The 14919-nt window shown below is 61.2% G+C and carries 15 protein-coding genes and 1 other RNA gene; 3 read left to right on the top strand and 13 right to left on the bottom strand.

The genetic code is table 11. From position 1 onward, the window contains the following. Positions 1 to 30: 30 nt before the first annotated feature. Positions 31 to 1275: a tyrosine--tRNA ligase gene (tyrS, locus tag P3T18_RS27480; protein WP_429303110.1), complete on the bottom strand. Its 1245-nt coding sequence runs from the start codon at positions 1273 to 1275 to the stop codon at positions 31 to 33. 182 nt (positions 1276 to 1457) lie between these two features. On the opposite strand from tyrS, the gene P3T18_RS27475 reads away from it, so the two are divergent. Then, positions 1458 to 2588, top strand: a complete 1131-nt coding sequence (locus P3T18_RS27475; RefSeq protein ID WP_429303109.1) for an anhydro-N-acetylmuramic acid kinase — start codon at positions 1458 to 1460, stop codon at positions 2586 to 2588. Between the two features lie 70 nt (positions 2589 to 2658). Here the strand turns inward: P3T18_RS27475 and erpA are convergent, their stop codons facing one another. The 3 genes from erpA to rplM all read right to left on the bottom strand — a co-directional run bounded on the left by erpA (position 2659) and on the right by rplM (position 4135). Beyond that, positions 2659 to 3024, bottom strand: coding sequence for an iron-sulfur cluster insertion protein ErpA (gene erpA / locus P3T18_RS27470; RefSeq protein WP_007180424.1), 366 nt, complete (start codon positions 3022 to 3024; stop codon positions 2659 to 2661). Positions 3025 to 3302: 278 nt separating this feature from the next. Next, positions 3303 to 3695 (bottom strand): 30S ribosomal protein S9, encoded by a 393-nt coding sequence (gene rpsI / locus P3T18_RS27465; protein WP_007180423.1) that lies wholly within the window; start codon positions 3693 to 3695, stop codon positions 3303 to 3305. Between the two features lie 11 nt (positions 3696 to 3706). Beyond that, positions 3707 to 4135, bottom strand: a complete 429-nt coding sequence (gene rplM / locus P3T18_RS27460) for a 50S ribosomal protein L13 (RefSeq protein WP_020069304.1) — start codon at positions 4133 to 4135, stop codon at positions 3707 to 3709. Positions 4136 to 4837: 702 nt separating this feature from the next. Here rplM and P3T18_RS27455 point away from each other — a divergent pair. Continuing rightward, positions 4838 to 5260, top strand: coding sequence for an OsmC family protein (locus P3T18_RS27455; protein ID WP_429303108.1), 423 nt, complete (start codon positions 4838 to 4840; stop codon positions 5258 to 5260). A gap of 78 nt (positions 5261 to 5338) precedes the next feature. Here the strand turns inward: P3T18_RS27455 and rnpB are convergent. The 3 genes from rnpB to pyrC all read right to left on the bottom strand — a co-directional run bounded on the left by rnpB (position 5339) and on the right by pyrC (position 7748). Continuing rightward, positions 5339 to 5753, bottom strand: an RNA gene (gene rnpB, locus P3T18_RS27450) — RNase P RNA component class A. Between the two features lie 70 nt (positions 5754 to 5823). After that, a complete protein-coding gene (locus P3T18_RS27445) occupies positions 5824 to 6765 on the bottom strand; it encodes a DUF3025 domain-containing protein (protein WP_429303107.1) in 942 nt (313 codons plus the stop codon). Next, the gene (gene pyrC / locus P3T18_RS27440) at positions 6678 to 7748 is read right to left on the bottom strand and encodes a dihydroorotase (protein WP_429303413.1); all 1071 of its coding nucleotides are present in this window, start codon (positions 7746 to 7748) and stop codon (positions 6678 to 6680) included. The genes P3T18_RS27445 and pyrC overlap by 88 nt, the downstream gene beginning before the upstream one ends. Positions 7749 to 7926: 178 nt before the next feature. Between pyrC and P3T18_RS27435 the strand changes: the two genes are divergently transcribed. Further along, on the top strand, positions 7927 to 8871 hold the full coding sequence (locus tag P3T18_RS27435) for a class II glutamine amidotransferase (RefSeq protein ID WP_429303106.1): 945 nt from the start codon (positions 7927 to 7929) through the stop codon (positions 8869 to 8871). 108 nt (positions 8872 to 8979) lie between these two features. Here P3T18_RS27435 and P3T18_RS27430 read toward each other — a convergent pair whose 3' ends face one another. The 6 genes from P3T18_RS27430 to P3T18_RS27405 all read right to left on the bottom strand — a co-directional run bounded on the left by P3T18_RS27430 (position 8980) and on the right by P3T18_RS27405 (position 14797). Continuing rightward, positions 8980 to 9705 (bottom strand): amino acid ABC transporter ATP-binding protein, encoded by a 726-nt coding sequence (locus tag P3T18_RS27430; RefSeq protein WP_429303105.1) that lies wholly within the window; start codon positions 9703 to 9705, stop codon positions 8980 to 8982. Next, positions 9702 to 10379, bottom strand: a complete 678-nt coding sequence (gltK, locus tag P3T18_RS27425) for a glutamate/aspartate ABC transporter permease GltK (protein ID WP_429303104.1) — start codon at positions 10377 to 10379, stop codon at positions 9702 to 9704. Before gltK ends, P3T18_RS27430 begins: the two co-directional genes overlap by 4 nt. Continuing rightward, complete coding sequence (locus P3T18_RS27420; RefSeq protein ID WP_429303103.1) at positions 10379 to 11119, bottom strand: amino acid ABC transporter permease; 741 nt, start codon at positions 11117 to 11119, stop codon at positions 10379 to 10381. The genes gltK and P3T18_RS27420 overlap by 1 nt, the downstream gene beginning before the upstream one ends. A gap of 81 nt (positions 11120 to 11200) precedes the next feature. Further along, positions 11201 to 12094: a glutamate/aspartate ABC transporter substrate-binding protein gene (locus tag P3T18_RS27415; protein WP_429303102.1), complete on the bottom strand. Its 894-nt coding sequence runs from the start codon at positions 12092 to 12094 to the stop codon at positions 11201 to 11203. A 287-nt stretch (positions 12095 to 12381) separates the two neighbouring features. Continuing rightward, on the bottom strand, positions 12382 to 13695 hold the full coding sequence (locus tag P3T18_RS27410) for a Glu/Leu/Phe/Val family dehydrogenase (RefSeq protein ID WP_429303101.1): 1314 nt from the start codon (positions 13693 to 13695) through the stop codon (positions 12382 to 12384). Positions 13696 to 13834: 139 nt separating this feature from the next. Then, the gene (locus P3T18_RS27405) at positions 13835 to 14797 is read right to left on the bottom strand and encodes a LysR family transcriptional regulator (protein ID WP_429303100.1); all 963 of its coding nucleotides are present in this window, start codon (positions 14795 to 14797) and stop codon (positions 13835 to 13837) included. Positions 14798 to 14919 lie beyond the last annotated feature (122 nt).

Below are 14919 nucleotides of genomic sequence, written 5' to 3'. Positions count from 1 at the left end.
TTCGCTCCGCGAGGTGCACCGGCATGCGCATCAGGCTGTTAGCGTGACGCGTGCAAAACGGCGCTTGCCGACCTGCACCACGTATTCGCCGGCTTCGATTTTCAGGGCTTTGTCCGAGACCGTCGCGCCGTCGATTTTCACGCCGCCCTGCTCGATGTTGCGCGACGCTTCGCTCGTCGACGGCACGAGGTTCGCCTGCTTGAGCAACTGGCCGATCGCGAGCGGTGCGCCTGTGAGCGTGACCGACGGAATGTCGTCCGGCACGCCGCCCTTCGCGCGATGGTTGAAATCTTCGAGCGCGCGTTCGGCATCGGCTTGCGAGTGAAAACGCGCAACGATTTCCTGGCCGAGCATCACCTTGAAATCGCGCGGATTGCGGCCCGCTTCGATTTCCTTCTTGAAGCCCTCGATCTCCGCCATCGGACGGAACGACAGCAACTCGAAGTAACGCCACATCAGTACGTCGGAGATGCTCATCAGCTTGCCGAACATGTCGGTCGGCTTTTCGCTGATGCCGATGTAGTTGTTCTTCGACTTCGACATTTTTTCGACGCCGTCGAGCCCTTCGAGCAACGGCATCGTCAGGATGCACTGCTGTTCCTGGCCGTACTGCTTCTGCAACTCGCGACCCACCAGCAGATTGAACTTCTGATCCGTGCCGCCGAGCTCAAGGTCCGAGTTCAGCGCGACCGAGTCGTAGCCCTGCATGAGCGGATACAGGAACTCGTGGATCGAGATCGGCTGGCCGTTCTGATAACGCTTGGTGAAGTCTTCGCGTTCGAGAATTCGCGCCACCGTGTAACGCGACGCCAGCTTGATCATGCCGTCGGCGCCAAGCGGCATCGACCATTCGCTGTTGTAGCGGATTTCGGTCTTCTCGCGGTCGAGCACCAGAGCGGCCTGCTCGAAATACGTCTTCGCGTTCGATTCGATCTGTTCGCGCGTGAGCGGCGGGCGCGTGGCGTTGCGGCCCGACGGATCGCCGATCAGCGAGGTGAAGTCGCCGATCAGGAAAATGACGTTGTGGCCAAGATCCTGCAACTGACGCATCTTGTTCAGAACGACCGTGTGGCCGATGTGGATGTCCGGCGCGGTCGGATCGAGCCCGAGCTTGATGCGCAAGGGCGTGCCGGTTGCCTGGCTCTTCGCGAGCTTTTGCGCAAATTCGTCTTCGATCAGCAGTTCGTCGACACCGCGTTTGGTGACCGCGAGCGCGTGACGGACTTCGTCGGTGATCGGAAAGGCGGGAGTGGGCTTGGTGGACTCGGTGCTCATGCTGGAAACTTGAAGTCGCGAAAAAAAGAGATTGTCCCATAGATGCGCGCCGCCGAGCCCACTGTCGCGGGTTTGGGCGCGCTCATGCGGTGCGTTGGCGCCGCGGCGCTTTATATTCGGGCGCGCTTGCGTCGATAATCTGCTAAAACGGATCGCATCGAACTATCGACAGGAGCAGCAACGTGGCGCAAGACCCCGCAGACGGCGTCTACTTCGGACTGATGTCCGGCACCAGCATGGACGGCGTGGACGGCGTGGCCGTCAGATTTGCCGAAGGCAAGCCGCCGGTGGTGCTGGCCGAGGCATTCGTCGGGTTCGCAGCCGGCCTGCGCGACGCGTTGTTCGCGCTACAGCAGCCGGGCGACAACGAAATCGAACGCGAAGCGCTCGCCGCCAACGCGCTGGCCACACGCTACACCGTCTGTTGTCACGAACTGCTGCGCAGCAGCCGCGTGCCCGCTACGGAAGTTCGCGCGATCGGCGTGCACGGGCAGACTGTGCGGCACCGGCCGGAGAAAGGCTACACGCGGCAGATCAACAATCCGGCACTGCTCGCCGAGATGATGCACATCGACGTGATCGCCGATTTTCGCAGCCGCGATGTCGCGGCCGGCGGCCAGGGCGCACCGCTCGTGCCGGCGTTTCACGCCACGGTATTCGGCGCGAAGGACGAGACGCGCGTCGTCTGCAACCTTGGCGGCATCAGCAACATCACGATCCTGAATGCCACGGGCAGTGTGCGCGGCTTCGATTGCGGGCCCGCTAACGCCCTGCTCGATCTGTGGGCACAACGGCACCTGGGCAAGCCGTTCGACGAAAACGGTCACTTCGCGGCGGGCGGTCAGGTGGATCGCACGCTGCTCAATGCGCTGCTCGACGAACCTTTCTTTGCGCAACAGCCGCCCAAAAGCACGGGCCGCGACCTCTTCAATGCCGAATGGCTCGACGCAAAGCTACAACCGTTTGCCGCGCTCGATCCCGCAGACGTGCAGGCCACGCTGGTCGCGCTGACGGCCGTTACGGTCGCGCGCGAAATCGAGCGGCATGCGTCGGACGTCAAAGCGGTGTACGTGTGTGGTGGCGGTGCGCGCAATCCGGAGATCATGCGTGCGTTGCAGGAGTCGCTCGAGGAAAGCGGAGTGAGTGGCGTCCCGGTCATGACCACGGACGCTCTTGGCGTGCCGCCGAGTCAGGTCGAGCCGCTCGCATTCGCGTGGCTGGCGATGCGTTGCGTGGCTCGTCAACCGGGGAATTTGCCGGCCGTCACGGGTGCGTCGGCGGAACGCGTGCTGGGCGCGATCTATCCGCGCTGAATGAGGTGCAAATAGAAACGGGGCCGAAGCCCCGTTTCTGTCAAACCTGGTCTACAGCTAAAACCGTTCGTTAAACCGAGAACGACGAGCCGCAACCGCAAGTGGTCGTGGCGTTCGGGTTCTTGATGACGAACTGCGCGCCGTTGATGTCGTCCTTGTAATCGATCTCCGCGCCGACCAGATACTGGTAGCTCATCGAATCGATCAGCAGCTGGACGCCGCTCTTGTTCATCACGGTGTCGTCTTCGTTGACGGCTTCGTCAAACGTAAAACCGTACTGAAAGCCCGAGCAGCCGCCGCCCTGCACGAAAACGCGCAGTTTGAGGTCCGCATTGCCTTCTTCTTCGATCAGTTGCTTGACCTTGTCAGCCGCTGCGTCGGTAAACACGAAGGGGGCGGGCATCTCGGTCACGGGTGTATCGGTGACTGCGTTCATTCGAACTCTCCAAAAAGCTTCTAACCGCTATTGTAGGGCTGATCTCAATATCGTGCTGAAGCCCACAAAATCAATAGGTTCTTCCAGATATCCGATCGACCGCTGTTTTGACCGGCCGCTGCCGCTCCCAGTCGGCTATTCAACGTTGGGCACACAAGCCGGTTGCGCGACACCAACGCCGATTCCAACACGCGCGACCATAAAAAAAGCCGCCTTCGCGAAAGCGTTGGCGGCTTTTGCAGCGCTCCAGCCCGAAGGCCGGATCGCACCCGAAGCGATTAACGCTTCGAGAATTGCTTCCGGCGACGTGCCTTGTGGAAGCCGACCTTCTTACGTTCGACTTCACGTGCATCACGCGTAACGAAGCCAGCCTTCGACAGTTCCGGCTTCAGCGTTGCGTCGTAGTCCATCAGCGCGCGGGTGATGCCGTGGCGAACCGCACCAGCTTGACCCGTTTCACCGCCGCCGTTCACGTTGACTTTGATGTCGAACGTGACGCCGTGGTTCGTGAGTTCCAGCGGTTGACGCACGATCATCAGCGAGGTTTCGCGCGAGAAGTAATCGGCGATAGGCTTGCCGTTCACAATGATCTCGCCCTTGCCTGCCTTGATGAACACGCGTGCGACGGCGCTCTTGCGGCGGCCCGTGCCGTAATTCCAGTTACCGATCATGTGGGCTCCCCTTAGATCTCGAGCGCTTTCGGCTGTTGTGCCGAATGCGGATGCGTTGCTTCAGCGTAGACCTTCAGCTTCTTGATCATCGCGTAGCCGAGCGGGCCCTTCGGCAGCATGCCCTTGACCGCTTTCTCGAGCGCGCGGCCCGGGAAGCGTTCTTGCATCTTGCCGAACGTCGTTTCATAGATACCGCCCGGGTAACCCGAGTGACGGTAGTACTTCTTGTCAGTAGCCTTGTTGCCCGTGACTTTCAGCTTGCCGGCGTTGATAACGATGATGAAATCACCGGTGTCGACGTGCGGAGTGAATTCAGGCTTGTGCTTGCCGCGAAGACGGTGTGCCACTTCGCTGGCGACACGCCCGAGAACCTTATCCGTCGCGTCAATCACGTACCATTCACGCGTAACCTCATGGGCTTTTGCGGAAAACGTCTTCATGATCGATCCAAAAAAATTGCTGCGCCCAATGTATTTTTTCCTGCTTGTAGTGTGCGCATCGAGGCGCGTGCAGGCTCTCCCTGGTTCTTCCTCCGCGGGCGCGGATGCGGAAAAGCCCTGAATTATAAAGGAATTTGCTACGTCGAGTCAAAACTTGCGACGTATGGGGTGACGACGTGGCTAAGTCGCTGTCCCGATATGCCATTCCGGCCGCTACGGCGAGCTTCGAAAATGGCGTCGGCGACGGCCAAAACCGATGTCGCAGGCGTAAATCGCGGGCGAAAAAAAACCCGAACGAGCGGTTCGGGTTTAATCCACCAAAGGAGGAGGTGGAGGAGACAGCGGAGGTTGCACACTGCTGCAACCGATGGACCGATTATATGACCCACCCTTGTGCGACGCAAGAACATTTGCATTACGAAATTCAACACCATAATGTGGAATACGCAAAATGCGGGTTAAAATCGAAAAATAGCTATACAAATCAAAGACAACGACGAAATCCAAGGCATTTCACCCGCATGAAGCTCTAGAGTAAAACCCCTAAACTCGTCCGGATATCCCCGAATCCGCCGAACATGCCGCACCGCAACACGCAAGCCGCTATTTCGCATAAAACGTGGCGAAAGTACCCCAGGGCGGACACGCAAACGCCGGGCTACAATGCCGTTTCGACATAAGCGCAGCGCGGTGGAGCACAGCATGGAATGCAAAGTTAGCTGGATGGGGCAAGACGGGATGGCGTTCGCAGCCGAGACAGGCAGCGGCCATCTGGTTGCAATGGATGGCGCGCCGGAAGGCGGCGGCCGCAACCTCGCGCCGCGTCCGATGGAAATGGTTCTGCTCGGCACGGGCGGCTGCACCGCCTACGACGTCGTGATGATCCTGAAGAAAAGTCGCCAGGAAATCGCCGGTTGCTCGGTAACACTGAAAGCCGAGCGCGCCAGCGAAGATCCCAAGGTATTCACGAAGATCCACTTCCATTTCACCGTGACCGGCAAGAATCTGAACCCGGCTACCGTGGAACGCGCCATCAATCTGTCGCACGACAAATATTGCTCGGCGTCGATCATGATCGCCAAGACCGCCGAACTCACGCATTCGTTCGAGATCGTCGCGGGTTAAGCGCGTCGCCGCGAGAAGGACGGAGTACAAAAAGAAAATGCCGGCGTCCAGATGGACGCCGGCATTTTTTTTGTCAGGTGGCAAAGCGAGGCCGATAAGCCGGATTCTGTGCACACGCCGCATTCGAAAACGCGGCGCGCGTAGCAGTCATTCCTCTAGGCGCGCCATTACTGACGCGCTCAAGCTTCCTACCCGCTGACGTGACGGGGGCCCCGTCCTGCATCTCGAAGATGCTAGCCAGCCTACTTGGAATTGCTCCGGGTGGAGGTTACCGTGCCGGTCTGCCTTGCAGCAGCCGCGGTGCGCTCTTACCGCACCGTTTCACCCTTACCTGATCCCGGCTTGCGCCGGGCCATCGGCGGTTTGCTTTCTGTTGCCCTGTTCCGCGTGTCGCCACGGATGGCCGTTAGCCATCACCCTGCCCTGTGGAGTCCGGACTTTCCTCGCCCTCCTTGGCCGAAACCTCGGAGGCCGCGACTGCCTGGCCTGCTTTGCTGCGGCGAATTTTAACATTGAAGGGATCGGGCGACCGGACCAGCGGAACAAATAGCCGAACTCGCGCGCTAACGCGTGCGACGCCCCGTCCGGAACACCGATACGTCGTCGTAAAAACCGGGCCGCCCGTTTTCCGGCCACCAGCCGGGAATGCCCAGCACCGGCAACGGCGCAAACATGCGGCTCGTGAGCGCGGGCGTGTCGAGCAAGGTTGCGCTGACAACCTCATCCAGCAAGGCATCGCGCGAGACTGCGTCCCAATCGAAATAATGCGGCGGCACGTCGACGATCCACGCATGCCCCGTGCAGGCCTTGAACGGCACGATCAGCTTTTCCAGCAACGCATGACCGAAACAGCGCACTTCGCAGCGTGTGCCCCACGCCTCACGCCCGGCGACCAGCAAGGTTTGCCAGTCGAAGCCGCGCAACGCGACGCTCAAGGCCGGATCGGCGCAAGCAAACAGCAACGCGTTTTCGTCGAACAGGGTGAGCGTGTCGCGCACGCCGCCGCGGGTTGGTCCGACGCCGAGCGCGTCGATCGCCGCCGACTGCCGCGCGTTCAGCGCCGCCTTGATGCGCGGAAACGCAAACCACATCGACCCGTTGAAGAAGTCGTGCAAGTTGTGGCGCGTCGGCACGCAGCCGGTGGCCGCGATATGCGCCTCATAAGCCGCACCCGGCGGCAGGTCGTCTTGTGCGATGAACGCGAGACGCTCGCCGCGGCCGGTTCGCTGACCCATTTCGCCGGCGTCGGCATTCATTTGCGCGAGCAAAGCGGCATAGCTGGTGAGCGCTGCCTGCTGCCAGCGCTCACCACGCGCGGCGAATTGCGCAAACCATGGCCTCGTCCAGTCGATCTCGGCGAAACCCGGGGTTGAATCCGCACGCCCCGCCGCTTCGTGCACCGGCATGGACGGCAAGCTCAGACTAGGCGCCAGCCGATCGACTCGCCGCCGCGCAAAGGTACGACCGGCGTGTCGCCGACCGGCAGCTCTGCCGGCAACGTCCACTCTTCGCGACGCAGCGTCACCTTTTCGGCATTGCGCGGCAGACCGTAGAAATCCGCGCCGAAGAAGCTCGCGAAGCCTTCGAGCTTGTCGAGCGCGCCGGCCTTGTCGAAGGCTTCCGTATAGAGTTCCAGCGCATGCAATGCCGTGTAGCAACCGGCGCAGCCGCAGGCGTGCTCCTTCAGCCCCTTCGGATGCGGCGCGCTATCCGTGCCGAGGAAGAAGCGCGGATTGCCCGACGTTGCCGCCTCGACCAGCGCCACACGATGCGTCTCGCGCTTCAACACCGGCAGACAGTAATAGTGCGGGCGAATGCCGCCCTGGAAAATTGCGTTGCGGTTGTACAGCAAATGATGCGCGGTCAGCGTAGCGCCCAGCAGCCCCGGCGCGACGCCGGCTTCGCGGATGTAGTCGACCGCGTCTTTAGTGGTGATGTGTTCGAACACCACCTTGAGCGCCGGAAACGCAGCGCGCAGCGGCGTCATCACGCGGTCGATGAATACCTTCTCGCGGTCGAACAGGTCGATCGAAGAGTCCGTCACTTCGCCGTGCACCAGCAGCGGCATGCCGACTTCCTGCATGACTTCGAGCGTTTTCGCGCACTTCATGATGTCGGTGACGCCCGCATCCGAGTTGGTCGTGGCGCCCGCCGGATACAGCTTCACGCCATGCACGAAACCGCTTTCGCGCGCGCGGCGGATTTCGTCGGGCGGCGTGTTGTCGGTCAGATAGAGGGTCATCAGCGGCTCGAACTTCGCGCCGGCCGGAATGGCGGCCACGATCCGCTCGCGGTACGCCTGCGCCATCGCGGTCGTGGTGACCGGCGGCTTCAGGTTCGGCATGATGATCGCGCGAGCAAACTGGCGCGCGGTGTCGGGCAGCACGGCGGCGAGCATTTCGCCGTCGCGAACGTGCAGATGCCAGTCGTCCGGGCGGGCGAGCGTGATGGAGTCGATGGAAGCGAGGGCGGCGTTGGAGGCGGTCATGTCGAGAGGGGGACGAACCTCGGCGACAAACACGCGATTGACCTGCGCGCACCACGGCAATTCGTGCCGTTGCGGGCTAAACACACGTCAATTTTGCTATTTGGCGCTTCTGGCTCGGTGATATGCTTGGAAAATCATCATTGTAACGGCTCGCCCCGTTCACAGGCTTACCCGCAACATGTGCCAACTTCTCGGAATGAACTGCGCCGAGCCCACGGACGTCACGTTTTCGTTCACCGGCTTTGCAGCGCGCGGCGGCGTCACCGATCACCATGCCGACGGCTGGGGAATCGCCTTCTTCGAAGACAAGGCCTGCCGCCTGTTCATCGACCATCAATCGTCGGCCACGTCGCCGATCGCCGAGATGGTGAAGCGTTATCCGATCAAGTCGAAAAATACGATCGCGCATATCCGCAAGGCGACGCAAGGGCACATCCTGCTGGAAAACTGCCATCCGTTCATGCGTGAATTGTGGGGACGCCACTGGATCTTCGCGCACAACGGCGACCTGAAAGACTTTTCGCCGGCCTTGAACGGCGTGTATCAGCCAGTCGGCACGACCGATAGCGAACTCGCGTTCTGTGCGCTGTTGCAGGGTTTGCGCAAGGCTTTTCCGGGTTGTCAGCCGCCGCTCGACGAACTGTTCGCCGCGCTCGAAACGCTCACGCGCGAAATCACGCAGTTCGGCGTGTTCAACTTCCTGATGTCGAACGGTCAGGCGCAGTTCGCGCACTGCTCCACGCATCTGCATTACATCGTGCGGCGCTGGCCGTTCTCGACCGCGCATCTGGTCGACGCCGACGTGTCGATCGATTTCGCCAAATACACGACGCCCGAAGATCGCGTCGCGGTGATCGCCACCAAGCCGCTCACGGACAACGAAGTGTGGACCGCCTTCAATCCCGGCGATCTGCTGATGTTCCAGCATGGCGAAGTGATCGGCCGGGTCAACGTGCCGGTGCCGGCTTCGGTGCTGGAAAAGCTGCGCAATCCCGCGCTCGACGCCTCGGCTTCCGCCACCACGATTGCCGCGACGTTCGCCCCGACCGCCATCGCGAACCCCGCGGCCGACGCCGCCGTCGATCTCGAAGCGGCCGACGACACGGCTGCGTTCGAGTCCTGAGTACGTCGGCCACTCACACGCCGGGCTTCCGGAAATAAAAAAACCGCTTCTTTCGAAGCGGTTTTTTTTCGCGTCAGCGGCTGCGAAACGCAGCCTGCCACACGCGGTTCAGTGCAGGATCTTGGCGAGAAAATCTTTCGCGCGATCCGACTTCGGATTGGCGAAGAAGTCTTCCTTGCGGTCGTCTTCGACGATCAAGCCCTTGTCCATGAAGATCACGCGATGCGCGACCTTCTTAGCGAAGCCCATTTCGTGCGTCACGCACATCATGGTCATGCCTTCCTGCGCGAGTTCGACCATCACGTCGAGCACTTCGTTGATCATTTCCGGATCGAGCGCGGACGTCGGCTCGTCGAACAGCATGGCGATCGGGTCCATCGATAACGCGCGTGCAATCGCCACACGTTGCTGCTGACCGCCCGACAACTGCCCCGGGAACTTGTCAGCGTGAGCGCGCAGACCGACGCGATCCAGCAGCTTCAGGCCCTTGGCCGTGGCTTCGTCCTGCGAACGGCCGAGCACCTTGATCTGCGCGAGCGTCAGGTTCTGCACGATCGACAGATGCGGAAACAGTTCGAAGTGCTGGAACACCATGCCGACCTTCGCGCGCAGCTTCGACAGATTGGTTTTCTTGTCGGTCAGCGACTGGCCGTTGATGACGATCTCACCCTTCTGGAACGGTTCGAGGCCGTTCACGGTTTTAATGAGCGTGGACTTGCCCGAACCCGACGGTCCGCACACCACCACCACTTCACCCTTTTTCACTTCTGTCGTGCAGTCGGTCAGTACCTGAAACTGGCCGTACCACTTCGAAACATTCTTGATAGAGATCATCTTGCGACCTTTTTCTGAAGACCTTTGACGAGGCTCGACGCGATCACGCAGATCACGAAATAACACGCGCCCGCGAACAGTACCATTTCGACGTTCGTACCGTCACGGTCGCCAATATTCGTGGCGGTGCGGAAGAAGTCGGCGAGGCTGATCACGTAGACGAGCGACGTATCCTGGAACAACACGATGCCTTGCGTGAGCAGCAGCGGCACCATTGCACGGAACGCCTGCGGCAACACCACGAGACGCATGGACTGCGCGTACGTCATGCCGAGCGCGAACGACGCGCTCACCTGCCCGCGCGGCACGGCCTGAATCCCGGCGCGGATGATTTCGGAGTAGTACGCCGCCTCGAACAGCGAGAAAGCGACCATGGCCGAAGCGAGGCGAATGTCGATATCCGGCGACAGGCCCAGCACGTTCTGCAACACCTGCGGCACGATCAGGAAGAACCACAGCAGCACCATCACCAGCGGGATCGAACGGAAGATCGTGACGTACGCCTTCGCGAACCACTCGAACGGCTTGAACGACGACAACCGCAACATGGCCAACACCGTACCCCAGATGATGCCGAACACGATGGCGATCACCGTGATCTTGAAGGTGACGATGGCGCCGGTCCACAGCGTAGGCAGTGCGCCCGGAATACCGCTCCAGTCGAAATGATGCATCACTTACCTCCGATATAGCCGGGCAACCGGGTTTTGGCTTCGACCCAGCGCATCAGTTGCATCACGACCAGATTGATCAGCATGTACGCCAGCGTGACCGCGATGAACGACTCGTACGTCTGCGACGTGTAGTCGACCAGCTGGCGCGCCTGTGCGGACAGATCCAGCAGACCGATGGTCGAGGCGACCGCCGAGTTCTTGAAGATGTTCAGAAACTCGGACGTGAGCGGCGGCACGATGATGCGGTACGCGACCGGCAGCAGCACGTAGCGATACGTCTGCCATTGCGTGAAACCCATCGCCAGACCCGCGGCGCGCTGACCGCGCGGCAATGCGTTGATGCCCGAGCGCACCTGCTCGCACACGCGCGCGGCAGTGAACAACCCGAGACAGATGATCGACGACGAAAAGAACTGCGCGCCCGGCGGCAGTTGCTTGAACCAGTTACCGATCGACGAAGGCAGCAATTCCGGTATCACCAGATACCAGATGAAGAACTGCACGATCAGCGGAATGTTGCGGAAAATCGCGACGTAGAGCGTACCGATGCCCGACGCCCACTTGTTCGGCACCGTGCGCAGCACGCCGAACAACGACCCGACGATCAGCGCGATCACCCATGCCGACAGCGACACGGTAATCGTCACCCAGAAGCCGGACAGCAACCAGCCCAGGTAGGTGGTCGGCTCGCCGGTGGAGACCGGACTTAGCAGAATGCCCCAGTTCCAGTGATATGACATGAGCAAGACTCCAGCAAAAAGAAACGGAAGAAGCGCATGGCCCCTTCCGTTTCGTTCAGCGTTTCAAAAAACAGCTAAGGTTTAGTCGATTGCCTTGTCATTCGGGTTCTTGTAGAGCGCCTTGATGTCGTCGCTCTCCGGGAAGGCCAGGTTCAGGCCCTTCGGCGGAATCGGGGATTCGAACCACTTCTTGTAGATCTGATCGGCTTCGCCCGAGGTTTCGACCTTCGCGATTGCGTCGTCGACGACCTTCTTGAACTCCGGATCGTTCTTGCGGATCATGCAGCCGTACGCTTCGTGCGATTGCGGCGTGCCGACGATCACGAAGTCGCCCGGGTTGTTCGACTTGGCGCGTTCACCCGCCAGCAGTGCGTCGTCCATCATGAACGCGGCAGCACGGCCGGTGGAGAGCGTCAGGAACGACTCGCCGTGGTCTTTCGCGCTGATGATGTTCATGCCCATGCTCTTGTCCTGATTCATCTTGCGAAGCAGGCGCTCGGACGTGGTGCCGGCGGTCGTCACGACCGTCTTGCCCTTCAGGTCGGCCCAGTCTTTGATGCCCGAGTCTTTCTTGGTCATCAAACGCGTGCCGATCACGAAGATCGTGTTCGAAAACGCAGCCTGTTGCTGACGTTCGGCGTTATTGGTGGTGGAGCCGCATTCCATGTCGACCGTGCCGTTCTGCACCAGCGGAATACGGTTTTGCGACGTAACCGGCGTCAGCTTGACCTTCAGGTTGGGCATGTTCAGCTTCTGCTTCACTGCCTCGACGACCTTCAGTGCGAATTCCTGCGAATAGCCGATGACGTTCTGCTTGTCGTCGTAATACGAAAACGGAATCGACGATTCGCGATGCCCCAGCGAGATGACGCCCGTGTCCTTGATCTTTTTCAGCGTACCTGCGTCTTGCGCGTGCGCGCCAACCGTAAACAGTCCGAGAGTCGCGAGCAGCAGCGCAGCTTTTTTAACCTTCATTTGGTGATCTCCTTGGCAAGAACCGGCGCCAGTTTAGCAAAGTAATTATTCTGAAAGTATGGCTATAAACCATGTTTGTTGCGTGTACGCCGCTACCGTTTTCGCGGGTTGCGACAGCACTTCGGGTCGGTCGGTCAACCTTTCCGCATATGCAAAGGCGGGCGGCATCGATCCGATGCCGCCCGCCGGGTCCAGCACGCGGTCTCGTGAACCGCGCTCAAGCAAACTTCGGGCAAACCCGCGAGTGGGCGGGTTGCCGTTTCAAACAGCCGATTTCGATCTGACGATCAGGGATACAGGCCGCGCAGTTCGCGCGCTTCGAGAATCCGCTTACAGGCGACGATAAACGCCGCGGTACGCACGGACACCTTCTGCTCGCTCGACACCTGCCACACCGCCGCGAAGGCTTCGCGCATGACGCGCTCGAGACGCTGGTTGATCTCGTCTTCGGTCCAGAAGAAGCTGGAGAAGTCCTGCACCCATTCGAAGTACGACACCGTCACGCCGCCCGCATTGGCCACCACGTCCGGAATCACGAGGATGCCGCGGTCGTGGAGGATGTCGTCCGCTGCCGTGGTGGTCGGGCCGTTGGCGCCTTCCACGACGATCTTCGTCTTGATCTTGCCGGCGTTCTTCTCGGTAATCTGGTTTTCCAGCGCAGCCGGGATCAGGATGTCCGACTCGACGTTCCAGAACTCTTCGCTCGTGACCGCATCGGCTTCGGCAAAACCGCCCACGCCGCCCGTCTTCGCCACGTGATCGAGCAACGCAACCGCGTCGATACCCGTGCTCTTGTAAAGCGAGCCGGTGTGATCCTGCACGGCGACCAGCTTTGCGCCCGCTTCCTGGAACAGGCGCGCCGCGATGCCGCCCACGTTGCCGAAGCCCTGCACGGCGATGCGTGCGCCTTCGATATCCACGCCGATACGGCGTGCCGCTTCCGACGCCACCACGAAAACGCCGCGGCCCGTCGCTTCACGGCGACCCAGCGAACCGCCCAGCGTGATCGGCTTGCCCGTCACGACGCCCGTGGCCGTTTGGCCCTGGTTCATCGAGTACGTGTCCATCATCCACGCCATGATCTGCTCGTTCGTGTTCACGTCCGGCGCGGGAATGTCGGTGTTCGGTCCGATGATGATGCCGATTTCGCTGGTATAGCGACGCGTGACGCGTTCGAGTTCACCACGCGAAAGCGTACGCGGATCGACGCGGATACCGCCCTTCGCGCCGCCGTACGGCACGTTCACGGCTGCGTTCTTCACCGACATCCACGCCGACAGCGCCATCACTTCCGACAAGGTCACGTCCTGGTGATACCGCACGCCGCCCTTGCCCGGACCACGCGACACGTTGTGCTGCACGCGATAACCCTCGAAGTGCGCGACAGTGCCGTTATCGAGTTCGATAGGCACGTCCACCACCAGAATGCGCTTGGGGCGCTTCAGCGTTTCGAGCCAGCGGGACAGCGAGCCGAGGTACGGTGCGACGCGGTCGACCTGGCGCAAATAGTTGCCCCAGGGGCCGAGGTCGTCACGATTGAGGTAGGAGGGAACGGACTGCAACGATGATGCGGATTGTGCGACTTGCTGCTGGGAAGACATGAACGCTCCGGCGTTGATCGAATAGCAGCATTGTCGAAAAAGGCCGATTTGAAATCCAATGCCGTTTCATTATCCGATTATGTTTTTTTTGCATAACCCTTCAGAAGCCGCAAATTCGCGTCGCCCGGCAGCATCACGTTCAAGCCGCGTCCGTGCCCTGCGCAAGTTCCTCCGACACCACGTCCCACAGTTGCCGCACGAGGATCTGCCGGGCGTCGTCGCTCTTCGCGGCGAGCTTGTCGCGGTAGAGTCGAATCTCCATGGTCAGCGTGAGCTGGCCTTCGGGCGTGCCCCGCGTGGCGCGGTCGAGGCGGATCAGCTTGCCGTCGGCCACGGCGTCTTCCACGGCGCTATGCGGCAGGAAGGCGACGCCGTGACCGGCCAGCGCCATCGCCTTGAGCCCTTCGGCCATGTCGGTTTCGTAGAGACGGTCGAGGTAGAGACGCTCGGGCGCGTTCGCGAGGATCACCTCGGTCATGCGGCCGAGATAGGCGTTGGGCGTGTACGAGAGATACGGCGTCGGCACGTCCGCCGTGCCCGGCAACGTATGACGCGGACGTCCGGCACGAGCGGGCGCCGAGAACGGGCTGATCGGTTCGTTGCCGAGCGTGAGCATGTCGTAGCGCGCCGGATCGAGCGCGACCGGGTGGCTCGGATGGTGATAGCCCATCATGAGATCGCAGCCGCCCTCCACCAGCGACAAGGCCGCGTCGTGCACGTTCAGCGCACGCAGGCGGGTGTGGATCGGCCCCATCTGCGCTTCGATCCGCTGCAGCCAGCGCGGGAAATAGGTCAGCGACAACGTGTGCGGCACGGCGAATTCGATCGTCGCTTGCGGCGTGGCCGTGTGGCCGCGCAGCAGCGCACGCGCCTCGTGGAACTGCGAGAGCATGGCCAGCGCCTGCTCGTTGAACACCTGACCGGCCGCCGTGAGCCGCGTCGGGTAGACGGAACGGTCGATCAGCTCCGTGCCGAGCCACGCTTCGAGCGCCTGGATGCGGCGCGAAAACGCCGGCTGCGTGACGTGGCGCAACTCGGCCGAGCGGCTGAAACTACGCGTTTCCGCGAGTGAAACGAAGTCTTCGAGCCATTTCAGTTCCATGCGAAGCCTGCTGCCGGCGGGAGGGAAGAAGTCAGCATTCTAGCGGCGCGGATTTCCCGGCGTGGTTCGGACGGTCGTATTCCGGCCTGAACGTGGAGCGCGGCCTGCGGTGCCCGGCCGGG

The organism is Paraburkholderia sp. GAS199 (genome assembly GCF_050436585.1).
In the GTDB taxonomy this organism is placed as follows: Bacteria; Pseudomonadota; Gammaproteobacteria; order Burkholderiales; family Burkholderiaceae; genus Paraburkholderia.
The sequence above is the reverse complement of the archived record's forward strand: the minus strand, read 5'-3'. Positions and strand labels throughout refer to the sequence as shown.